Origin of the sequence: Streptococcus sp. 2021WUSS126 (assembly GCF_044427255.1) — a bacterium.
Taxonomy (GTDB): Bacteria; Bacillota; Bacilli; order Lactobacillales; family Streptococcaceae; genus Streptococcus; species Streptococcus hashimotonensis.
Genome location: NZ_JAOTGI010000031.1, coordinates 1 through 19,141, shown reverse-complemented (window position 1 = coordinate 19,141; position 19,141 = coordinate 1). Strand labels below are relative to the sequence as shown.

At 39.9% G+C, this 19,141-nt stretch carries 35 protein-coding genes; all 35 read right to left on the bottom strand.

Annotation, left to right across the window (positions count from 1 at the left end; translation table 11 throughout):
- Positions 1-414 precede the first annotated feature (414 nt).
- The 35 genes from ODU39_RS09780 to spx all read right to left on the bottom strand — a co-directional run bounded on the left by ODU39_RS09780 (position 415) and on the right by spx (position 18,845).
- A complete protein-coding gene (locus ODU39_RS09780; protein WP_053867433.1) occupies positions 415-885 on the bottom strand; it encodes a sigma-70 family RNA polymerase sigma factor in 471 nt (156 codons plus the stop codon).
- A gap of 510 nt (positions 886-1,395) precedes the next feature.
- Positions 1,396-1,782: a 50S ribosomal protein L17 gene (gene rplQ, locus ODU39_RS09775; protein ID WP_000331493.1), complete on the bottom strand. Its 387-nt coding sequence runs from the start codon at positions 1,780-1,782 to the stop codon at positions 1,396-1,398.
- 14 nt (positions 1,783-1,796) lie between these two features.
- Positions 1,797-2,735, bottom strand: a complete 939-nt coding sequence (locus tag ODU39_RS09770; RefSeq protein ID WP_004195512.1) for a DNA-directed RNA polymerase subunit alpha — start codon at positions 2,733-2,735, stop codon at positions 1,797-1,799.
- Between the two features lie 44 nt (positions 2,736-2,779).
- Positions 2,780-3,163: a 30S ribosomal protein S11 gene (gene rpsK, locus ODU39_RS09765; protein WP_004195509.1), complete on the bottom strand. Its 384-nt coding sequence runs from the start codon at positions 3,161-3,163 to the stop codon at positions 2,780-2,782.
- 17 nt (positions 3,164-3,180) lie between these two features.
- Complete coding sequence (gene rpsM / locus ODU39_RS09760; protein WP_002936622.1) at positions 3,181-3,546, bottom strand: 30S ribosomal protein S13; 366 nt, start codon at positions 3,544-3,546, stop codon at positions 3,181-3,183.
- A 19-nt stretch (positions 3,547-3,565) separates the two neighbouring features.
- The gene (gene rpmJ / locus ODU39_RS09755; RefSeq protein WP_001808836.1) at positions 3,566-3,682 is read right to left on the bottom strand and encodes a 50S ribosomal protein L36; all 117 of its coding nucleotides are present in this window, start codon (positions 3,680-3,682) and stop codon (positions 3,566-3,568) included.
- A 24-nt stretch (positions 3,683-3,706) separates the two neighbouring features.
- Entirely contained in the window at positions 3,707-3,925 is a 219-nt protein-coding gene (gene infA / locus ODU39_RS09750; protein ID WP_002936627.1) for a translation initiation factor IF-1, read from the bottom strand.
- Between the two features lie 121 nt (positions 3,926-4,046).
- Positions 4,047-4,688 (bottom strand): adenylate kinase, encoded by a 642-nt coding sequence (locus ODU39_RS09745; RefSeq protein WP_002936630.1) that lies wholly within the window; start codon positions 4,686-4,688, stop codon positions 4,047-4,049.
- 93 nt (positions 4,689-4,781) lie between these two features.
- Complete coding sequence (secY, locus tag ODU39_RS09740) at positions 4,782-6,092, bottom strand: preprotein translocase subunit SecY (protein ID WP_105147731.1); 1,311 nt, start codon at positions 6,090-6,092, stop codon at positions 4,782-4,784.
- 13 nt (positions 6,093-6,105) lie between these two features.
- Positions 6,106-6,546, bottom strand: a complete 441-nt coding sequence (gene rplO, locus ODU39_RS09735) for a 50S ribosomal protein L15 (RefSeq protein WP_002936637.1) — start codon at positions 6,544-6,546, stop codon at positions 6,106-6,108.
- A 135-nt stretch (positions 6,547-6,681) separates the two neighbouring features.
- The gene (gene rpmD, locus ODU39_RS09730) at positions 6,682-6,864 is read right to left on the bottom strand and encodes a 50S ribosomal protein L30 (protein WP_002936638.1); all 183 of its coding nucleotides are present in this window, start codon (positions 6,862-6,864) and stop codon (positions 6,682-6,684) included.
- Positions 6,865-6,878: 14 nt separating this feature from the next.
- Positions 6,879-7,373, bottom strand: coding sequence for a 30S ribosomal protein S5 (rpsE, locus tag ODU39_RS09725; RefSeq protein WP_002936639.1), 495 nt, complete (start codon positions 7,371-7,373; stop codon positions 6,879-6,881).
- An 18-nt stretch (positions 7,374-7,391) separates the two neighbouring features.
- Positions 7,392-7,748 (bottom strand): 50S ribosomal protein L18, encoded by a 357-nt coding sequence (gene rplR / locus ODU39_RS09720; RefSeq protein WP_002936641.1) that lies wholly within the window; start codon positions 7,746-7,748, stop codon positions 7,392-7,394.
- A gap of 88 nt (positions 7,749-7,836) precedes the next feature.
- Positions 7,837-8,373: a 50S ribosomal protein L6 gene (rplF, locus tag ODU39_RS09715; RefSeq protein WP_004195502.1), complete on the bottom strand. Its 537-nt coding sequence runs from the start codon at positions 8,371-8,373 to the stop codon at positions 7,837-7,839.
- A gap of 237 nt (positions 8,374-8,610) precedes the next feature.
- The gene (gene rpsH / locus ODU39_RS09710) at positions 8,611-9,009 is read right to left on the bottom strand and encodes a 30S ribosomal protein S8 (RefSeq protein WP_002936647.1); all 399 of its coding nucleotides are present in this window, start codon (positions 9,007-9,009) and stop codon (positions 8,611-8,613) included.
- Between the two features lie 191 nt (positions 9,010-9,200).
- Positions 9,201-9,386 carry a type Z 30S ribosomal protein S14 gene (locus tag ODU39_RS09705; RefSeq protein WP_002936651.1) on the bottom strand — a complete coding sequence of 62 codons (186 nt, stop codon included), beginning with the start codon at positions 9,384-9,386 and terminating at the stop codon, positions 9,201-9,203.
- A 14-nt stretch (positions 9,387-9,400) separates the two neighbouring features.
- Positions 9,401-9,943, bottom strand: a complete 543-nt coding sequence (gene rplE, locus ODU39_RS09700; protein WP_002936653.1) for a 50S ribosomal protein L5 — start codon at positions 9,941-9,943, stop codon at positions 9,401-9,403.
- A 23-nt stretch (positions 9,944-9,966) separates the two neighbouring features.
- Positions 9,967-10,272 (bottom strand): 50S ribosomal protein L24, encoded by a 306-nt coding sequence (gene rplX / locus ODU39_RS09695; protein ID WP_002936656.1) that lies wholly within the window; start codon positions 10,270-10,272, stop codon positions 9,967-9,969.
- Positions 10,273-10,454: 182 nt separating this feature from the next.
- Positions 10,455-10,823, bottom strand: coding sequence for a 50S ribosomal protein L14 (gene rplN / locus ODU39_RS09690; protein WP_002936658.1), 369 nt, complete (start codon positions 10,821-10,823; stop codon positions 10,455-10,457).
- Between the two features lie 24 nt (positions 10,824-10,847).
- A complete protein-coding gene (gene rpsQ / locus ODU39_RS09685) occupies positions 10,848-11,108 on the bottom strand; it encodes a 30S ribosomal protein S17 (RefSeq protein ID WP_000440801.1) in 261 nt (86 codons plus the stop codon).
- A 23-nt stretch (positions 11,109-11,131) separates the two neighbouring features.
- The gene (gene rpmC / locus ODU39_RS09680; RefSeq protein ID WP_002936659.1) at positions 11,132-11,338 is read right to left on the bottom strand and encodes a 50S ribosomal protein L29; all 207 of its coding nucleotides are present in this window, start codon (positions 11,336-11,338) and stop codon (positions 11,132-11,134) included.
- A 9-nt stretch (positions 11,339-11,347) separates the two neighbouring features.
- Positions 11,348-11,761: a 50S ribosomal protein L16 gene (gene rplP / locus ODU39_RS09675; protein ID WP_002936660.1), complete on the bottom strand. Its 414-nt coding sequence runs from the start codon at positions 11,759-11,761 to the stop codon at positions 11,348-11,350.
- A gap of 3 nt (positions 11,762-11,764) precedes the next feature.
- Positions 11,765-12,418, bottom strand: a complete 654-nt coding sequence (rpsC, locus tag ODU39_RS09670) for a 30S ribosomal protein S3 (protein WP_002936661.1) — start codon at positions 12,416-12,418, stop codon at positions 11,765-11,767.
- 12 nt (positions 12,419-12,430) lie between these two features.
- Positions 12,431-12,775: a 50S ribosomal protein L22 gene (gene rplV, locus ODU39_RS09665; protein WP_002936662.1), complete on the bottom strand. Its 345-nt coding sequence runs from the start codon at positions 12,773-12,775 to the stop codon at positions 12,431-12,433.
- A 17-nt stretch (positions 12,776-12,792) separates the two neighbouring features.
- A complete protein-coding gene (gene rpsS / locus ODU39_RS09660; protein ID WP_000533766.1) occupies positions 12,793-13,074 on the bottom strand; it encodes a 30S ribosomal protein S19 in 282 nt (93 codons plus the stop codon).
- A 104-nt stretch (positions 13,075-13,178) separates the two neighbouring features.
- A complete protein-coding gene (gene rplB, locus ODU39_RS09655) occupies positions 13,179-14,012 on the bottom strand; it encodes a 50S ribosomal protein L2 (RefSeq protein WP_002936663.1) in 834 nt (277 codons plus the stop codon).
- 17 nt (positions 14,013-14,029) lie between these two features.
- The gene (locus tag ODU39_RS09650) at positions 14,030-14,329 is read right to left on the bottom strand and encodes a 50S ribosomal protein L23 (RefSeq protein ID WP_004195491.1); all 300 of its coding nucleotides are present in this window, start codon (positions 14,327-14,329) and stop codon (positions 14,030-14,032) included.
- Positions 14,329-14,952: a 50S ribosomal protein L4 gene (gene rplD / locus ODU39_RS09645; protein WP_004195490.1), complete on the bottom strand. Its 624-nt coding sequence runs from the start codon at positions 14,950-14,952 to the stop codon at positions 14,329-14,331. The genes ODU39_RS09650 and rplD overlap by 1 nt, the downstream gene beginning before the upstream one ends.
- A 24-nt stretch (positions 14,953-14,976) precedes the next feature.
- Positions 14,977-15,603 (bottom strand): 50S ribosomal protein L3, encoded by a 627-nt coding sequence (gene rplC / locus ODU39_RS09640; protein WP_011921686.1) that lies wholly within the window; start codon positions 15,601-15,603, stop codon positions 14,977-14,979.
- Between the two features lie 71 nt (positions 15,604-15,674).
- On the bottom strand, positions 15,675-15,983 hold the full coding sequence (rpsJ, locus tag ODU39_RS09635) for a 30S ribosomal protein S10 (protein WP_002939332.1): 309 nt from the start codon (positions 15,981-15,983) through the stop codon (positions 15,675-15,677).
- Between the two features lie 664 nt (positions 15,984-16,647).
- Positions 16,648-17,226: a nucleotidyltransferase family protein gene (locus tag ODU39_RS09630; protein ID WP_044668626.1), complete on the bottom strand. Its 579-nt coding sequence runs from the start codon at positions 17,224-17,226 to the stop codon at positions 16,648-16,650.
- 103 nt (positions 17,227-17,329) lie between these two features.
- The gene (locus tag ODU39_RS09625) at positions 17,330-17,650 is read right to left on the bottom strand and encodes a DUF1292 domain-containing protein (RefSeq protein WP_002939343.1); all 321 of its coding nucleotides are present in this window, start codon (positions 17,648-17,650) and stop codon (positions 17,330-17,332) included.
- An 11-nt stretch (positions 17,651-17,661) separates the two neighbouring features.
- Positions 17,662-18,081, bottom strand: coding sequence for a Holliday junction resolvase RuvX (ruvX, locus tag ODU39_RS09620; protein ID WP_002939356.1), 420 nt, complete (start codon positions 18,079-18,081; stop codon positions 17,662-17,664).
- Positions 18,081-18,347, bottom strand: coding sequence for an IreB family regulatory phosphoprotein (locus ODU39_RS09615; protein ID WP_002939360.1), 267 nt, complete (start codon positions 18,345-18,347; stop codon positions 18,081-18,083). Before ODU39_RS09615 ends, ruvX begins: the two co-directional genes overlap by 1 nt.
- Before the next feature lie 99 nt (positions 18,348-18,446).
- A complete protein-coding gene (spx, locus tag ODU39_RS09610) occupies positions 18,447-18,845 on the bottom strand; it encodes a transcriptional regulator Spx (protein WP_002939362.1) in 399 nt (132 codons plus the stop codon).
- Between the last annotated feature and the right edge of the window lie 296 nt (positions 18,846-19,141).

Here is a 19,141-nt window from a genome sequence, read left to right as displayed (position 1 = left end):
AACTTACTTTGAGACGTCTCAGAGCCAGTAACTTTAGTGTACTCTTTTTCTCAACATTTTCAACCCTAAAAATTCCTTGAATCTGCAGCTTTAGGCAAAAACAGAACTTAGTCTGAGACTAAATTCTATTGGTGTTATGCAGTTTTCTCAAAGTAACTTCTGGAAGGACGGGAACTAGAACTTACTTTGAGAATTTACCTGAAAGTTCTATGTAGATACTAAAGCATAATAATATCGCTGAATCAGTCAATCAGGCACTTAGGTTACTATTGGCTAATTTCAACTTGAAATTTGTTTTTTCTCCCATTCCTTCTTCTCTTTGCTATAACCTATATAAAAAGAAACTGAACGGAACTTTTTATGATACTTCTGCCCAATTTCTTAATTTGATTAACATAATGTTAGTGACTAGCTTTAGCGAAAGTCTTTCAAATGAATTTGTAAATCACGTATCATTTCACGACGACCATTAAAACATTGTCCGCTAATTAATTTTTCGTATTTATCAAGTTGATCATTGCTCAGATTTTTTCGATAATCTCTCAAGGCACCTCTCAACATTAATAGTTCATCGTTTATCAATCCCGGTGATTGTATTGCGTGAGATAATTCGTGAATATCTTCATGTGGCATACGGTCAAACTTGCGTTTTTGACTTTCCTGTTTGCGGATACGATCCTTGATTCGATTTCTGAACTTGACTTTGAAATAACAATATAATTGAACTTGTTCATCAACTAGCCACGGTTGATCTTCCAACAATTCAAACAAGGTCATCATTCCTTCTTGTTCCCAATCATCTCGATCCCATAGTTTAATGTAAAACTCTTTTCGAGCCTTGTTTACAATACCTTTGACGCTTGCATACACTTTTTCGAAGTCCATTACTTAATCTCCTTTTGTTGATGGTTTAAGTTTATCGAAAAGTGCTGCCTTTCTACAGGACATTTTTGTCTAGCTTCATACTTTATTTGATTTTTCTTTTTTTAAAGTACGTTTGCTATTGATACTCTATGGCAAACATTGCATTCTGCTCCAGAAGGGAGTTATTATATTGGTTTTTGGTTCCTCATTTCTTAGTTCCACTACCAGTATGGCTTGAAAGAACCATAGCTATGTCTAAAGGTCTAGCTGTTTAAAACTATATTTGTATATTTCTAAGATTGTGATAAATAACTATTGATTCGTTCTTCTTGTAAATGCTCTGTTTCTGATATGTATCATCTAATAAAAACGCCTGCTTACGAAATTATTCTATCTTAGAGTAATTTCGTAAACAAGCGTCCAATCAACATGATGAGTGTTACCGCTGAGACAAGCTCAGCGGTAGACCAGAGCTAGACTAAGAATCAGAATAGGATTCCATCATCATAACACTCAACAAAATTGATGATCTTATACAAGTTCGATAATTGCCATTGGTGCAGCATCACCACGACGTGGTTCAGTTTTGAGGATACGAGTATATCCACCATTACGTTCTGCATAACGAGGTGCAATTTCAGAGAACAATTTTTGAAGTGCTGTAGTAGAAGTGTACTTATCAGTTGCTTCATCATAGTTTTCAGATGCAATTTCGTTACGAACAAATGCTGCTGCTTGACGACGTGCGTGCAAATCACCACGTTTACCAAGTGTGATCATTTTTTCAACTGTTTTACGGATTTCTTTAGCACGAGCTTCAGTTGTAACGATTGATTCGTTGATCAAAAGGTCAGTTGTCAAATCGCGCAACATTGCTTTACGTTGTGAGCTAGTGCGTCCTAGTTTACGGTATGCCATGATTTCCTCCTATATTATTTATCTTTTTTCAATCCTAGACCAAGATCAGCCAATTTAACTTTAACTTCTTCAAGACTCTTGCGACCAAGATTGCGCACTTTCATCATTTCTGGCTCAGTTTTCTCTGTCAAGTCAAATACAGTGTTAATGCCTGCACGTTTCAGACAGTTATATGAGCGAACAGATAAATCCAATTCTTCAATCGTACGATCAAGCATACGATCATCTGAAGCCACTTCAGCTTCTTTCATCACTTCTGCAGATTTTGCAACTTCAGTCAAGTCAGTGAAGAGACCTAAGTGCTCCATCAAAATGCGTGCAGAAAGACCTAAAGCATCTTCTGGAATAATGGTGCCATTTGTATTGATTTCAAGTGTTAATTTGTCAAAACCATCGTTGCTACCAACACGAGCTGGTTCAACTTGATAATTGACTTTCTTCACTGGCGTATAGATAGAATCTACAGCAAGTGTTCCCACTGGTGCATCATCTTTCTTATTACCCTCAGCTGGTACATAACCACGACCTGAATTGACAGTCAAAACAGCTTTAAAAGTGGCACCATCAGCAATGGTAAAGAGATAATGGTCAGGGTTTACAATTTCAATGTCACTATCTGTAAGAATGTCTCCTGCTGTTACTTCAGCTGGACCTACTACATCAAGTTCAATTTTCTTTTCGTCTTCGACATAAGATTTTACAGCAATGCCTTTGATGTTAAGAATAATTTGCATAACATCTTCACGAACACCTGGAACTGTGTCGAATTCGTGGAGTACACCATCAATTTTAATTGATGTTACTGCAGCACCTGGAAGTGAGGCAAGAAGTACACGACGAAGAGAGTTACCAAGAGTTGTACCGTAACCACGTTCTAATGGTTCGATCACAAATCTGCCGTAATCTTTATTTTCATCAATTTTTGTTATTGTTGGTTTTTCAAACTCAATCATTTCTTACTCCCTCTTAAACGAAAAGCTGTGTATGGAATGTATGATTATACACGGCGACGTTTTGGAGGACGGGCACCATTGTGTGGTACAGGAGTCACATCACGAATTGCTGTTACTTCAAGACCAGCGGCAGCAAGAGCGCGGATAGCAGACTCACGACCTGAACCTGGGCCTTTAACGGTAACTTCAACTGTTTTAAGACCGTGTTCTTGTGCAGATTTAGCAGCTGCTTCTGAAGCCATTTGGGCTGCGAATGGTGTAGATTTACGAGAACCTTTGAAACCAAGAGCACCAGCTGATGACCAAGCAATAGCGTTACCATGCACATCAGTAATCATAACAATAGTGTTATTAAATGTAGCGTGAATATGAGCAATACCAGATTCGATATTCTTTTTCACACGACGTTTACGTGTTGGTTTAGCCAATTTTTCTACCTCCTATATTATTTTTTCTTACCTGCAATCGCAACAGCTTTACCTTTACGAGTGCGGGCATTGTTTTTAGTGTTTTGTCCACGGACAGGAAGTCCACGACGGTGACGGATACCACGGTATGAACCGATTTCCATCAAACGTTTGATGTTCAAGTTAACTTCACGACGGAGGTCACCTTCAACTTTGATTGCATCAACTTCACGACGAATAGCATCTTCTTGATCTGATGTCAAATCTTTCACGCGTACATCTTCTGAAATACCTGCAGCTGCAAGAATTTTTTTAGATGTTGCAAGACCGATACCATAAACATAAGTCAATGAAATAACTACACGTTTGTCATTTGGAATGTCAACTCCAGCAATACGAGCCATGTTTTCTCCTTTCTATTTCTTAACCTTGACGTTGCTTGTGTTTAGGGTTTGCTGGGCAAATCACCATAACACGACCATTACGACGAATAACTTTGCAGTATTCGCAAATTGGTTTGACCGATGGTCTTACTTTCATGTTTAATCCCTCCAAGTATTTCGACTATTTAAAGCGGTATGTGATACGTCCACGTGTCAAGTCGTATGGACTAAGCTCAACAGTTACGCGGTCACCGACCAAAATACGAATGTAGTTTTTACGGATTTTACCTGAAACAGTTGCAAGGACTTGGTGTCCGTTCTCCAACTCAACAGTAAACATAGCATTTGGCATTGTATCGACTACTTTGCCCTCAATTTCAATCACATCTTCTTTTGCCATGCAAAAGTAACCCCTCTCTAAATATCGATTTGATGTCCTCTGAACACAGAGGTAACAATTATAAGTCAGACTAGGCTATTTTATCATCTTTGTATAAAAAATGCAAGCCAAATCTATTAGTTTATTGCAATTTTGATAGTACTGTATCAATTGCTTGGAAAACAAGGTCAATGTCTTGGTCACCTTCAATATCATGGACCAGCCCTTTTGCACGATAATGATCAATGATTGGCTGTCCTTGTGCGATATTGACCTCTAAACGACGTTTGACAGATTCTGGCTTGTCATCTTCACGTTGGTAGAAGTCTTCCTCTTTGTAGTCTCCAACAGGTGGATTGAATACTTTGTGGAAAGTCTCTCCGGTTTCTTTATGAATAATACGACCGCTGAGACGCTCTACCAATTTTGAAGGATCAATCTCAATATTGATAACACCTTGCAACTCAATTCCTAAGTCAGCCAAATTTTCATCCAAGGCATGGGCTTGTTCAATCGTACGAGGATAGCCATCTAGCAAAAAGCCTTTTTCCTTGATGTCATCCTGAACCAAACGTTCTTTGACAATGCCATTAGTAACTTCATCGGGAACGAGGTCCCCCTTATCAATGTACGACTTGGCAAGAATACCCATTTCAGTCTGATTGGCCATTGCTGCACGGAACATATCTCCTGTTGAAATATGAGCAACATTGAATTTCTCAACAATCTTGGCCGCTTGTGTCCCTTTACCAGCACCTGGTAAACCCATAATTAAAAGATTCATGACAAACTCCTTATTTTGTTTTCACATAAATTTGCCATTATTGACAAACTTATCTAAAAACAAAATAGAAGGTTGACTAGGTCAACCTATATTCTATTCTGTAATTTCTAAGAAACCTACATATTTTCTCTTAAGAAGGTAGCCTTCTAATTGCTTGATGCCTTCGATACTTGTAGAGATTACGATAATCAAACTTGTACCAAGGAACGCAATGCTTGAAGAAAGCCCTAAGAGATTTTGCGCAAGGATGGGCAACAAAGCTACAAAACTCAAGAAGAGTGCTCCGATTACTGCCAATCTTGTCAATAATTTTGACAAAAACTGTTCAGTGCCATTACCAGGACGAACTCCATGGATATAGGCTGCACTTTTCTGAAGGCTTTCTGCAGTCTTCTCAGGATTTACTTGAACAAAGGTGTAGAAGAATGTAAAGGCAATAATTAAACCTGCATATACAATCATACCTTTAGCAGTTGAATAATCAAAGTATTCCTGAACCGTCAATAACCACCCGGCACTCTTATTTTGACTTGCGAAATATTGAATCAAAGAAGTTGGAACTGCAGTGATTGAGCCTGCAAAGATTACGGGAATAACTCCTGCTGGATTCAATTTCAGCGGTAAATATGAGCTAGAAGGTGCTCCTTGTGCACGTTTTGTATATTGAATTGGTAATTTATATTCTGCTTGTTGTACAAAAGTTGTAAAATACACAACAAAGAATATTAATACGACGAGTGCAGCAACAAAGATTGCTGACTCCCCCAAACGACTTGATTCAATATTAACAAAGCGATCAATGTAAATCTCGTGAAAAGTCCCTGGTAGTGATGAAATGATACCCGCGAAGATAATCATTGATGTACCATTACCATAGCCCTTTTCAGAAATTTGTTCCCCCAGCCAGGTTACAATAATCGAACCTGTTGTCAAAATTGATCCAATCAACAAATATGTTTGCCAATTTAATGGCATATTGGTCAATTTTGCGCCGGACAAAGCATTAAAGCCTGCTGTAATACCAATCGATTGAACAAATGCCAGTACCAAAGAAATGTAGCGTGTTGCTTGATTTAGTTTACGACGACCAACTTCACCTTGCTTACCCCATTCAACAAATTTAGGTAAAATATCCATTTGCAAAAGTTGAACAATGATGGAAGCTGTAATATAAGGACTAACCCCTAGTGCGAAAACTGAGAAATTACGCATAGCATTTCCTGAAACCAAGCTCAACATGTTCAAGAACGGAAGGTTTGACAAGGCCTCAAGACTCTTTGCGTTTACTCCTGGTACTGTAATGTGGGTTCCTACGCGGAAGACAAAAAGGATAAAGATAGTAAATAGAATTTTACTACGTACCAATTTTACCTTTAAGGCATCTTTTAAAAGTTTAAAAAACATAGGCTGCCACCTCTTAGATGACTTCTACTGAGCCACCTTTAGAAGTGATTGCTTCTTCAGCTGATTTAGAGAATTTAGCAGCTTTAACTGTCAATTTCTTCGTCAATTCACCGTTGCCAAGAATTTTAATTCCTGATTTTTCAGCTTTAACGATTCCAGCTTCGATAAGCACAACTGGTGTTACTTCTGCACCATCTTCAAAAGCGTTCAATTGATCAAGGTTAACGATTGCGTACTCTTTAGCGTTGATATTTGTAAATCCACGTTTTGGAAGACGACGGAACAATGGAGTTTGTCCACCTTCAAAACCTGGGCGAACACCGCCACCGCTACGAGCTTTTTGACCTTTTTGACCACGGCCAGATGTTTTACCGTTACCTGATGATGTACCACGACCTACACGGTTGCGGACTTTACGAGAACCTGTAGCAGGTTGTAATTCATGAAGTTTCATTATTATTTCTCCTCTTTTATATGCTAGCGCCTGTGAAGTACAAGAGTCTTCCTCCACAAACTCGCTGTATGTAAATATGTAAAATGGACTAGAAGTCGCAAAGATTTCTCTATGCGACTTAGTCTATTTGTTAGATTATTTAACTTCTTCTACAGTTACCAAGTGAGAGATAGCGTTCACCATTCCTAGAATAGCTGGGTTATCTTCTTTAACAACTGAAGAGTTCAATTTACCAAGTCCAAGTGCAACAACTGTTTTACGTTGTTCTGGTTTGCGACCGATTGGAGACTTAGTCAAAGTGATTTTAATTTGAGCCATGAGTATCTCCTTTCTTATGCTAAATCAGAAACTGAGATGCCACGAAGTGCAGCCACTTCTTCAGCACGTTTCAATTGTTTCAAACCTTCAACTGTTGCGCGAACGATGTTGATTGGTGTGTTTGAACCAAGTGACTTAGAAGTCACATCTGCGATACCTGCCAATTCGATTACGGCACGAGTTGCACCACCGGCAGCAACCCCAGAACCTTCTGAAGCAGGTTTCAACAATACACGAGCGCCGCCAAATTCTGAGCGAACTTCGTGAGGGATTGTTGTACCAACCATTGGTACTTCAATCATGTTTTTCTTAGCAGATTCAACTGCTTTACGGATAGCTTCTGGTACTTCTTGAGCTTTACCAGTACCGAAACCTACGCGACCGTTACGGTCACCAACAACCACAAGAGCTGCAAAACGAAGACGACGTCCACCTTTAACAACTTTTGTAACACGGTTGATGGCTACTACGCGTTCTTCAATTTCAACTGCGTTATCTTTGAATGCCATTTCTTAGTGTCCTCCCTATTAGAATTTCAATCCGTTTTCACGAGCTGATTCAGCCAAAGCTTTCACACGTCCGTGATAGAGATATCCACCGCGGTCAAAGACCACTTCAGAAATACCTTTAGCTACCGCGCGTTCAGCAACGAGTTTACCTACAACAACAGCTTGTTCTGTCTTAGTACCTTTTGAAACTTCTTTATCAAGAGTAGAAGCGCTTGCGAGCGTTACACCCGCTACGTCATCAATCACTTGAGCGTAGATGCCTGTATTAGAACGGAAAATGTTCAAACGTGGGCGAGCAGCAGTTCCAGAGATTTTACCGCGAACGCGACGGTGGCGTTTTTGGCGGATTTTGTTTTTATCTGGTTTTGAAATCACAATATTCACCTCTTAATGTATGATTCTGTTTCTTACGAAACAATTTGAGAAATAGTCAGCCAGGTGGCTAAGCCACCTCAGCAAGCTATTATTTACCTGTTTTACCTTCTTTACGGCGAACGAATTCACCAACGTAGCGGATACCTTTACCTTTGTATGGCTCAGGAGCGCGAAGGCTACGGATGTAAGCTGCTGTTTGACCAACAACTTCTTTGTTGATACCAGACACGACGATTTGTGTTGGTGTTGGAACTTCAAATGTAATACCTTCTGGTGCAACCACTTCATCTGGATGTGATTTACCAACAGCAAGTGTCAATTTGTTACCAGCCAATTGAGCACGGTAACCGACACCACGCATTTCAAGTTCTTTTTTGAAGCCTTCAGAAACACCAACAACCATGTTGTTGAGGTTAGCACGGCTAGTACCGTGAATAGTCTTCATTTCTTTTGAATCGTTTGGACGGTGAAGAGTTACTTCTGCACCTTCCACACGGATTTCAATAGCAGTTGGGAATTCACGAGTCAATTCCCCTTTAGGTCCTTTTACAGTTACCACGCCGTTGTTTTGAGCAAGCTCAACACCAGCAGGCAATGTAATTACTTTATTACCAATACGTGACATATTTTTTAATTCTCCTGTTAAATTATCAAGCCGTCTAGCGACTAGTTTTCACGGGGGCTCATTTAAACACACGCTTCAGCCTGTGTTCGAACGAGCAGGTCTCATGATAGCTTTTGTGAAGCAATCATGCTTTTAGGTTTCAATTTCTAAATGTGACAAGGCAGAGCGACGCAGGCTATACTCGAGTATGCCAAGACGCTCTAACACAGGCACATGACGAAATTGGAAGCTAAAAGATTACCAAACGTATGCGATAACCTCACCACCAACGTTCTTTTGACGAGCTTGTTTGTCAGTCAAAAGACCTTCTGATGTTGAGATGATTGCGATACCAAGTCCGTTAAGAACTTTTGGAATATCTTCACGTTTTGAGTAAACACGAAGACCTGGTTTTGAAACGCGTTTCAAGTTAGTGATAACTTTTTCACCGTTTGGTCCGTATTTCAAGAATACACGGATGATGCCTTGTTTGTCATCTTCGATGAATTCAACGTTTTTCACAAAACCTTCGTTTTTAAGGATTGTAGCAATACCTTTTTTGATGTTTGATGCAGGAACTTCAAGCACTTCGTGTTTTGCTTGGTTAGCGTTACGAATACGTGTCAAAAAATCTGCAATTGGGTCAGTCATAACCATTTGTTGTTTCTCCTCTTACTAGCAGTTTGATTGGATCACTTGCTAGTTAATGATGTCCTTACGGACAAGTGATAAGTGTATATATAGAATAAGTTGCTAGTCCTAAGCAAGTCTAGGAAGCACTTCGCAGGCAATACTGAGGTATGGCCAGAAGTGCTGACGACAAATTGCAAGGGAATAGTAAGTTATTCTTACCAAGAAGCTTTTGTTACGCCAGGAATTTGTCCAAGGTAAGCCAAGTCGCGGAAGCATACACGGCACAATTTGAATTTGCGGTAAACTGAGTGTGGACGTCCACATTTTTCACAGCGTGTGTAAGCTTGTGTAGAGAACTTAGCTGGGCGTTTGTTCTTAGCGATCATTGATTTTTTAGCCATTTATTCTCTCCCTCTTATTTTGCAAACGGCATACCAAGGCCAGTAAGCAATGCACGTGATTCTTCGTCAGTGTTAGCAGTTGTAACGATAACGATATCCATACCGCGAGTTTTATCAACATCGTCGAAGTTGATTTCTGGGAAGATCAATTGCTCTTTCACACCAAGTGTGTAGTTACCACGTCCGTCAAATGACTTAGTTGGTACACCGTGGAAGTCACGTACACGTGGAAGTGAAACTGTAACCAATTTGTCCAAGAATTCATACATACGTTCGCCACGAAGCGTTACTTTCGCACCGATCGCAACACCCTCACGAAGACGGAAGCCGGCGATTGATTTCTTAGCTTTAGTGATAAGTGGTTTTTGACCTGAGATCAAAGCCAATTCTTGAGCAGCTTTCTCAAGGTTTTTAGCGTTAGAAACAGCGTCACCAACACCCATGTTCAAAACGATCTTATCAACTTTTGGCACAGCCATAACTGAAGAATAGTTAAATTGTTCAGTCAAAGCAGGAACTACTTCATTAAGATATTTTTCTTTTAAACGATTTGCCATTATACTTCTCCTTTCCTTCGTGATTAATCAAGCACTTCGCCTGATTTTTTGTTGTAGCGAACTTTTTTGCCGTCTACAAACTTGTAACCAACGCGTCCTGCAACACCATTTTTGTCAAGAACTTGAACGTTTGACACATGGATTGGAGCTTCTTTTTCAACGATAGCGCCTTGAGGGTTTTCGCTGTTTGGTTTTTGGTGTTTCTTAACGATGTTAACACCTTCAACAATAACTTTGTTTACTTTTGGAAGTGCTGTTACGACAACTGCTTCAACGCCTTTGTCTTTACCAGCGATTACGCGAACTTTATCGCCTTTTTTTACAAACATTTGATTTCTCCTATGATTTCTTACGCCCTAATGGGCACCCTGGTTAGTAATTTAACCAGGGGACTTAGTTTGTTTTCTAGTTTACTAAATCCATCACAGACTTCGTTAGTTTGTTTTGATGTACCCAAGTACTATCTACAACAAACTGCCTAGTCTGTAACAAATTCCCTAAAACTATCTGATTAAAGTACTTCTGGTGCCAATGAAACGATTTTCATGAAACCGCCATCACGCAATTCGCGTGCCACTGGGCCAAAGATACGAGTTCCGCGAGGGTTTTTATCTTCACGGATGATAACTGCAGCATTCTCATCGAATTTGATGTATGAACCATCAGCACGACGAGCACCTGTCTTAGTACGAACGATAACGGCTTTAACAACGTCACCTTTTTTAACCGCACCACCAGGAGTAGCTTGTTTTACTGAAGCAACGATGATGTCGCCGATGTTCGCGAATTTACGTCCTGAACCACCAAGAACTTTGATTGTCAAGATTTCACGTGCGCCACTGTTGTCAGCAACTTTCAAACGAGTTTCTGTTTGAATCATGTCAATTTTCTCCTTTCAGGTTGATTAAATGATAACTGCCTCTTCCACAACTTCTACAAGACGGAAACGTTTTGTAGCTGAAAGTGGGCGAGTTTCCATGATACGAACGATATCGCCTTCTTTAGCAACATTGTTTTCATCATGAGCTTTGTACTTTTTAGAGTAGTTAATACGTTTACCATAGACTGGGTGGTTACGTTTAGTTTCAACTACAACTGTGATTGTTTTGTCCATTTTGTCAGATACTACGCGTCCAACAAGAACTTTACGATTATTGCGTTCCATTGAAATTCTCCTTTCCCAATCTATTATTTAGTTTCAGATTGCACAGTTTTGATACGCGCAATTTGTTTCTTCACTTCGTTCAAACGAGCAGTTTGCTCAAGTTGACCAGCAGCAGCTTGGAAACGAAGTTCGAAGAGTTCTTTCTTCAATTCGTTTTCTTTCTTAGCAAGTTCTTCTTGAGAAAGGCCACGAAGTTCTTTTACAAAATCTTTAATTTCTTGAAGTTTCATGTCTTCTCCTTATTCTGCTTCACGTTTTACGAATTTAACTTTAACTGGCAATTTGTGACCAGCAAGGCGGAATGCTTCGCGAGCGATTTCTTCAGAAACGCCAGCTACTTCAAACATAACCTTACCGCGTTTAACTGGAGCTACCCAACCTTCAGGAGCACCTTTACCAGAACCCATACGTACACCGATAGCTTTAGCAGTGTATGATTTGTGTGGGAAGATCTTGATCCAAACTTTACCACCACGTTTCATGTAACGCGTCATAGCGATACGGGCAGCTTCGATTTGGCGGTTTGTAATCCATGAGCTAGTAGTTGCTTGAAGACCGTATTGACCAAAGTCTACTTGTTTTCCACCTTTAGCTTCACCGCGCATTTTTCCACGGAATTCACGACGGTGTTTTACACGTTTAGGTACTAACATTTGTTATTTACCTCCTTTAGTGTTTTTACGAGCTGGAAGAACTTCACCACGGTAGATCCATACTTTAACACCAAGTTTACCGTAAGTTGTCAAAGCTTCTTCCCAAGCGTAGTCGATATCCGCACGAAGTGTATGAAGAGGAACAGTTCCTTCTGAGTAGCCTTCTGCACGGGCAATATCAGCACCGTTCAAACGACCAGAAACTTGTGTTTTGATACCTTTTGCACCAGCGCGCATTGCACGTTGGATAGCTTGTTTTTGGGCACGGCGGAATGCCACACGTTGCTCCAATTGACGAGCGATTGACTCACCAACAAGGTGTGCATCCAAATCAGGTTGTTTGATTTCGATGATGTTGATGTGTACTTGCTTACCAGTCAATTTGTTCAATTGAGCACGAAGTGCATCAACGTTACTACCAGCTTTACCGATAACCATACCTGGCTTAGCAGTGTGGATAGAAACGATTACTTTATTTACAGCACGTTCGATTTCGATTGTTGATGTTGACGCATCAGCCAATTCTTTTTTGATAAAGTTGCGGATTGCAAGATCTTCATGAAGGTAATCCGCGTATTCTTTTTCAGCATACCATTTAGCATCCCAATCACGGATGATGCCAACACGCATACCAATTGGATGTACTTTTTGACCCACGTTTTTACCTCCTTATTTCTCTGCCACAACTACAGTGATGTGAGCTGTGCGTTTGTTGATTGGTGAAGCAGAACCTTTCGCACGTGGACGGAAACGTTTCAACGTTGGTCCTTCGTTTGCGAATGCTTCGCTGACTACCAAGTTAGCCTTTTCCAAACCAAAGTTGTTTTCAGCGTTAGCGATTGCTGAGTTCAAAACTCCCTCGATAATGCCTGCAGCTTTGTTTGGTGTGAATTTCAAGATTGCGATTGCGTCTGCTACGCTTTTGCCACGGATGTTATCCAAGACAAGACGTGATTTACGAGGTGAAACACGTACTGTGCGAGCAGTTGCTTTAGCTGAAGTAATTTCTGCCATTGTGTTTTCCTCCTAAATTATTTACGACGAGTTTTCTTGTCGTCAGCAGCATGACCTTTGTAAGTACGAGTTGGTGCAAATTCACCAAGTTTGTGACCTACCATGTCTTCTTGAATGTATACAGGTACGTGTTTACGTCCATCGTAAACTGCGATTGTATAACCGATGAAACTTGGGAAGATCGTTGAACGACGTGACCAAGTTTTAATTACTTTTTTCTTTTCGTCGTTTGCTTGAGCTTCAACTTTTTTCATCAAATGCTCATCGACGAAAGGTCCTTTTTTAAGACTACGTCCCATTTTAGTGTTTTCTCCTTTAAAATATGTACCACAGCGGCTTGTCCGCAAAATAGCGGACTACCGAGTTGGCGGATGATATAGAATGCTAAGCAACTAAGAATAGATTATTTTTGGTTGCGACGACGAACGATAAGTTTGTCAGATTTAGCTTTCTTGTTACGAGTTTTCAAACCAAGAGCTGGTTTACCCCATGGTGTAGATGGTGCTTTACGACCAACTGGCGCTTTACCTTCACCACCACCGTGTGGGTGATCGTTAGGGTTCATTACAGAACCGCGAACTGTTGGACGGATACCTTTCCAACGGCTACGACCTGCTTTACCAAGGTTAACAAGGCCATGTTGTTCGTTACCTACAGTACCAACAGTAGCACGGCAAGTGCCAAGGATCATACGAACTTCACCTGATTGAAGGCGAACAAGAACGTATTTACCTTCTTGACCAAGAACCTGTGCAGATGCACCAGCAGCACGAACCAACTCACCACCGCGACCTGGTTTCAACTCGATGTTGTGAACAACAGTACCGACTGGGATGTTTGCAAGTGGAAGTGCGTTACCAACTTTGATATCTGCTTCTGGACCTGAAACGATGCGTTGACCAACTTCAAGACCTTTAGGAGCAATGATGTAAGCTTTAACACCGTCTGTGTAGTGTACAAGAGCGATGTTTGCTGAACGGTTTGGATCGTACTCGATAGTTTTAACGATTGCTTCAACGCCATCTTTGTTACGTTTGAAGTCTACCAAACGGTAGAAACGTTTGTGACCGCCACCTTGGTGACGAACGGTGATGCGACCGTTGTTGTTACGACCAGCTTTGCTCTTCAAAGCAACAAGCAAGCTTTTTTCTGGAGTGCTTGTTGTGATTTCAGCGAAGTCCAAAGAAGTCATGTTACGACGGCCATTTGTCGTTGGTTTATAAACTTTAATACCCACGTTAATTCCTCCTTTGATTATTCAGCGTCAGCTGTAGCGAACAATTCGATCGCTTTTGAATCAGCAGCCAATGTGATGATTGCTTTTTTCACTTTGTTTGTGCGACCTACATAACGACCTACGCGTTTTGTTTTAGGTTTCACGTTGATTGTGTTAACATTTGCAACTTTAACACCCTCGAATGCAGCTTCAACAGCTTGCTTGATCAAGAGTTTGTGTGCACGAGTGTCAACTTCAAATACATACTTGCCTGCTTCGAGTTGGCCCATTGAGCTTTCTGTGATGACAGGTTTTTTGATAACATCATACAAATTCATTATGCAAGAACCTCCTCAATTTTAGAGATAGCTGCTTGAGTTACAAGAAGTTTGTCTGCATTTGCGATGTCAAGTACGCTTGCAGTTGTTGCAGTTGCAACTTTAACTCCTGGGATGTTACGAGCAGAAAGAGCTGCGAATTCGTTGCCTTCTTCAAGAATAACAAGGACTTTAGAATCAATGCTCAATGCTGCAAGTACTTTTGCAAATTCAGCAGTTTTTGGAGCTGTGAATTCGAGTGAGTTAACAGCTACAAATTTGTTTTCAGCAACTTTTTCTGAGTAAACAGATTTAAGTGCCAAGCGACGAACTTTTTGTGGAAGTTTGTACGCGTATGAACGTGGAGTTGGTCCGAAGACTACGCCACCGCCACGCCATTGTGGTGAACGGATAGAACCTTGACGAGCACGTCCAGTTCCTTTTTGACGCCATGGTTTGCGTCCGCCACCTGAGACTGCTGAACGGTTTTTAACTGCGTGAGTACCTTGACGAAGGCTAGCACGTTGGCTGATGATCACATCAAATACAACTGCTTGGTTTGGCTCGATACCAAAGATCGCATCGTTAAGAACTACTTCACCAGCTTGTTTACCAGTTTGGTCAAATAATGTTACGTTTGCCATTTCGACTGATTTCCCCTTTCCTTATTATTTACCAGCTTTAACTGCTGACTTGATAGTGATAAGAGATTTCTTAGCACCTGGTACGTTACCTTTGATAAGGATAACGTTCTTTTCTGGAACAACTTGTACAACTTCAAGGTTTTGAATTGTTACACGGTTGCCGCCCATGCGACCTGCAAGGTTTTTACCTTTGAATACACGGTTAGGTGCAACAGGACCCATAGAACCTGGACGACGGTGGTAACGAGAACCGTGAGCCATAGGACCACGTGATTGACCATGGCGTTTAATAACACCTTGGAAACCTTTACCTTTAGATGTACCAGTTACATCAACAACATCACCAGCTGCGAAAGTTTCAACTGTAATTTCTTGTCCAACTTCCAAGCCTTCAATGTTTTTGAATTCACGAATGAAGCGCTTAGGAGCTGTGTTAGCTTTAGCTACATGGCCTTTGGCAGGTTTGTTGCTCAATACTTCACGTTTGTCATCAAAACCAACTTGAACTGCTGCATAACCATCAGTTTCAACTGTTTTCACTTGAAGAACAACGTTTGGAGTTGCTTCGATGACAGTAACAGGGATAAATTCACCAGATTCAGTGAAGATTTGAGTCATTCCCACTTTTTTCCCTAAGATTCCTTTTGTCATGAGAAAAATATTCCTTTTCTTATTTTATAGTTAAAAAGTTTTTAACGAGCGTTTTTTATGCTCAAAATCAATTAAAGTTTGATTTCTACGTTTACACCACTTGGAAGATCCAATTTCATCAAAGCGTCAACTGTTTTTTGAGTTGGGTTGATGATGTCGATCAAACGTTTGTGTGTACGCATTTCGAACTGCTCACGAGAGTCTTTATACTTGTGAGTCGCACGGATGATTGTGTAGAGGCTACGTTCTGTTGGAAGTGGAACTGGACCTGCTACTTGAGCACCTGTACGTGTTGCAGTTTCAACGATTTTTGCAGCTGCTGTATCAAGTGTACGGTGTTCGTACGCTTTCAAGCGGATGCGGATTTTTTTGTTTGCCATCTTTTTCTCCTTTTCGTCTATTTAACATAATAGGCTAGCTCCACAAGAAAACCAACACGAGTCGCGTGGCAATGCAACCGAGCGTGTCGCAACCTCTTGCATCAAAGCTACAGCCGTAATTTTTACGGCACTAGAACATTCTACCAGATTCTACTTGCCATTGCAAGAGTTTTTACTCAAAAATTCAAAAAATCCCAAAACTTTTATTTCAGGATTCTTCATTACTTATTTTTTTTATTTGAGTTAACCATCAACGAATTTTTTTCTAATATCCTTGTAACTCTCGAATTATTTTTTGACAGTCAGCAAAACTCTATCCGCTTATCAATTTTCCATATTTTCAAATCGGTCATTGATTAAATTTTTTCGATAATCTCTCAGGAGCCCCCTTAACATCAGCAACTCATCATTACCCAAGCTCGGTGTTTGAATCAGACCATAAATATCTTCATGGAGGAGACGATCAAATTTACGTTTTTGACTTTCCTATTTACGAATTATAGCCTTGATATGGTTTCTAAATTTAACTTTGGAAGTAGCAATGTAGCCTACCTAAGTTTCAAACTTCAAACAAACCGTTTCAAATTCCATAACATAGTCTCCCTTAGTTAATTGTTTTAGTTTATAAAAAAATACTGTTTTTTGCTTACTTACTTGGTGGGAGTTAGGTATCTTTTACTGTTAGCGATGGCCATTTCTTTTTCCACTGTTTTTTAAGAATTCTTTGTCGATACAATTCCATACGATTAGGATCCGCTAAGAAATGTGGTGTTGGTCGTACTTGGTAGGCATAAATGTCATCCAATCCAAAAGGAGCAAATATTTCTAATTTATTTCTTTCTGTTCGACAAATACCTATCGCTGTGCATCTTTCTGGAAATTTTTCAATCGCATCCCTTGATGATTGATACGGTTTAGTATTCGGACTATGGATATGCATATACACTTGATTTTTTAATTCCCATCGATAGGCTGGATAATTTTGATATAAATCGCTTTCTATTCCCATTGTCTCTTCATAAGAAATATTTTCATCAAAAAACACGAGATCGACATCTGTTTCTTCATCAAAACTGTATTGATTCCAAATGAAATTACGGATAGTTCCCGCACAGAGCCAGCAATCTGATAAATTCAGTCTATCCATTATGTCTAATATGACCAAAATATTTTTATCAGCCAGTAGATGCCTCTCTAATTCCTCACTCAGCCTCTTACTTCTTTCTGTAAAACTATCTTTCATCTGGCCTCCCTTTTGATTTTCAGGCTCATGATAAAAAGGTCCACTGGACCTTAATTCGCTTTCTTGTTTTCAGGCTCACGATAAAAAGGTCCGCTGGACCTTTTTATTCCTCTTCCATAAAGCTGTTAAAGACTTCTTCAATCATATCCCACTCTGCTGTTGCGTCTTCTGGGATAGGTTGCAAATCGCCTTCTGTGCCATTCTCATTCTCAATGTATGAGTAGGCTTGGATTTCAACTTCTCCGTTCTCATCTTCTTCTGCACTTGCAGGAATCAAGAGAACATAGTTCTTACCAAACTCTTCTTGACCGTCAATCGTCAATAAGATTTCAAAAAGTGTTTCGTTACCTTGGTCGTCTACCAAAGTAATCAATTCACGTTCGTCGTGATTGTGGTCGTGTTCATGGTCATGATGATGTGCCATTAGAATCTCCTTTAAAATGTTCTATCTAAATAATTTTGTAAAATCAGCTGAGCTGCTAATTTATCAATAACTTTCTTGCGTTTTCCTCGGCTGATATCCGCTTGCTCAATCAGCATCCGTTCTGCTGCAACAGTTGTTAAACGTTCATCCTGATAATCAACTGGAAGTTTATAACGCTCAGTCAATAAATCACCGTAAGCTTGACTAGCTTCCACACGTGGACCACTAGTATTATTCATATTCTTCGGCAAGCCTACAACAAATTTATCAACCTTGTACTGTTCTACAAGTTCGGTCAAACGCTCCAGACCGAATTCGCCCTTTTCTTCATCGATTGGGATGATTTCCAACCCTTGGGCCGTGAAACCTAACGGATCTGAAATGGCTACACCAACTGTCTTGGAACCGACGTCTAATCCCATTATTCTCATTAGAGGTCAATCCCATTCCCTTTCAAATAGTAGCGCACCAATTCTTCAATGATTTCATCTCGTTCATGCTTACGAATCTGATTGCGGGCATCATTATAGCGAGGAATATAAGCAGGGTCCCCACTTAATACATAGCCAATGATTTGGTTAATCGGATTATAACCCTTTTCCTCCAGCGAACGATAAACACTAGTCAATGTCTTGCTGATTTCTTGTTTATCTGTATCATCTAGGCGAAAACGAACGGTTTCTTCGGTAAATCCCATACTTACACCTTCTTTCCCTATTTTTTACATTATATCACAAATTTTAATTATTCTCAAAAAATGCGCAAAAAGAACCCCAAAAGAGTCCTTTTGTACATCTTATAGAGCTGCTCTCATACGAGCTTGAGCATTTTCAACATTGCGCACTGCACGTGGCAAGAAAGCGCGTATATCATCTTCTTTATAGCCCACTTGAAGTCGTTTCTCGTCAATCAAGATTGGACTCTTCAAAATACGTGGGTTAGAGGTAATTAAATCAATAACCTCATTCACACTCAACTCTTCAATATCAAAGTCCAGACTCTTTGCATAACGGTTTTTTGACGATACGATACTTGCAATACCATTCTCTGTTTTTGTTAAGATGTTTAGGATTTCTTCCTTAGTAATGGCTTCCTTCGCAAGATTATGCTCATTATAAGATAATTGGTGAGCATTTAACCAATTTTTCGCTTTCTTACAAGAAGTACAACTAGATACAGTATAAATTTTAATCATGTAGTCACTCCTTTGCTACATTTTATTAAGCACATTATAGACTATTATATCATAAATTCCCTCGGTCTGCAGACCTATTTTTTGAAAAAACATTAAATTTTAGGGTAAAAATTCGGTTTTTATTAGAAAAAAGCCTAGAATCTCCAGACTTTTTCGTGCTTATACTAAACGGGAGTTTGACAGTTTGAATGACACAAAAGTGCTCTAATCGTTGATATAGCGCTATTTTTTTGTCAAATTTTTGTATATATTTCTTGCGTACTTTCTCGTACTGTGGTATAATAGAGTGAGGTGCG

Coding starts and splice junctions, on each gene's coding strand:
- ODU39_RS09780 (WP_053867433.1), bottom strand. CDS start 885: ATGGACTTCGAAAAAGTGTATGCAAGCGTCAAAGGTATTGTAAACAAG.
- rplQ (WP_000331493.1), bottom strand. CDS start 1,782: ATGGCATACCGTAAACTAGGACGCACTAGCTCACAACGTAAAGCAATG.
- ODU39_RS09770 (WP_004195512.1), bottom strand. CDS start 2,735: ATGATTGAGTTTGAAAAACCAACAATAACAAAAATTGATGAAAATAAA.
- rpsM (WP_002936622.1), bottom strand. CDS start 3,546: ATGGCTCGTATTGCTGGAGTTGACATTCCAAATGACAAACGTGTAGTT.
- rpmJ (WP_001808836.1), bottom strand. CDS start 3,682: ATGAAAGTAAGACCATCGGTCAAACCAATTTGCGAATACTGCAAAGTT.
- infA (WP_002936627.1), bottom strand. CDS start 3,925: ATGGCAAAAGAAGATGTGATTGAAATTGAGGGCAAAGTAGTCGATACA.
- ODU39_RS09745 (WP_002936630.1), bottom strand. CDS start 4,688: ATGAATCTTTTAATTATGGGTTTACCAGGTGCTGGTAAAGGGACACAA.
- secY (WP_105147731.1), bottom strand. CDS start 6,092: ATGTTTTTTAAACTTTTAAAAGATGCCTTAAAGGTAAAATTGGTACGT.
- rplO (WP_002936637.1), bottom strand. CDS start 6,546: ATGAAACTTCATGAATTACAACCTGCTACAGGTTCTCGTAAAGTCCGC.
- rpmD (WP_002936638.1), bottom strand. CDS start 6,864: ATGGCTCAAATTAAAATCACTTTGACTAAGTCTCCAATCGGTCGCAAA.
- rpsE (WP_002936639.1), bottom strand. CDS start 7,373: ATGGCATTCAAAGATAACGCAGTTGAAATTGAAGAACGCGTAGTAGCC.
- rplF (WP_004195502.1), bottom strand. CDS start 8,373: ATGTCACGTATTGGTAATAAAGTAATTACATTGCCTGCTGGTGTTGAG.
- rpsH (WP_002936647.1), bottom strand. CDS start 9,009: ATGGTTATGACTGACCCAATTGCAGATTTTTTGACACGTATTCGTAAC.
- ODU39_RS09705 (WP_002936651.1), bottom strand. CDS start 9,386: ATGGCTAAAAAATCAATGATCGCTAAGAACAAACGCCCAGCTAAGTTC.
- rplE (WP_002936653.1), bottom strand. CDS start 9,943: ATGGCAAATCGTTTAAAAGAAAAATATCTTAATGAAGTAGTTCCTGCT.
- rplX (WP_002936656.1), bottom strand. CDS start 10,272: ATGTTTGTAAAAAAAGGCGATAAAGTTCGCGTAATCGCTGGTAAAGAC.
- rplN (WP_002936658.1), bottom strand. CDS start 10,823: ATGATTCAAACAGAAACTCGTTTGAAAGTTGCTGACAACAGTGGCGCA.
- rpsQ (WP_000440801.1), bottom strand. CDS start 11,108: ATGGAACGCAATAATCGTAAAGTTCTTGTTGGACGCGTAGTATCTGAC.
- rpmC (WP_002936659.1), bottom strand. CDS start 11,338: ATGAAACTTCAAGAAATTAAAGATTTTGTAAAAGAACTTCGTGGCCTT.
- rplP (WP_002936660.1), bottom strand. CDS start 11,761: ATGTTAGTACCTAAACGTGTAAAACACCGTCGTGAATTCCGTGGAAAA.
- rplV (WP_002936662.1), bottom strand. CDS start 12,775: ATGGCAGAAATTACTTCAGCTAAAGCAACTGCTCGCACAGTACGTGTT.
- rpsS (WP_000533766.1), bottom strand. CDS start 13,074: ATGGGACGTAGTCTTAAAAAAGGACCTTTCGTCGATGAGCATTTGATG.
- ODU39_RS09650 (WP_004195491.1), bottom strand. CDS start 14,329: ATGAATTTGTATGATGTTATCAAAAAACCTGTCATCACAGAAAGCTCA.
- rplD (WP_004195490.1), bottom strand. CDS start 14,952: ATGGCAAACGTAACATTATTTGACCAAACTGGTAAACAAGCTGGTGAA.
- rplC (WP_011921686.1), bottom strand. CDS start 15,603: ATGACAAAAGGAATCTTAGGGAAAAAAGTGGGAATGACTCAAATCTTC.
- rpsJ (WP_002939332.1), bottom strand. CDS start 15,983: ATGGCAAACAAAAAAATCCGCATCCGCTTGAAAGCGTACGAACACCGT.
- ODU39_RS09630 (WP_044668626.1), bottom strand. CDS start 17,226: ATGAAAGATAGTTTTACAGAAAGAAGTAAGAGGCTGAGTGAGGAATTA.
- ODU39_RS09625 (WP_002939343.1), bottom strand. CDS start 17,650: ATGGCACATCATCATGACCATGAACACGACCACAATCACGACGAACGT.
- ruvX (WP_002939356.1), bottom strand. CDS start 18,081: ATGAGAATAATGGGATTAGACGTCGGTTCCAAGACAGTTGGTGTAGCC.
- ODU39_RS09615 (WP_002939360.1), bottom strand. CDS start 18,347: ATGGGATTTACCGAAGAAACCGTTCGTTTTCGCCTAGATGATACAGAT.
- spx (WP_002939362.1), bottom strand. CDS start 18,845: ATGATTAAAATTTATACTGTATCTAGTTGTACTTCTTGTAAGAAAGCG.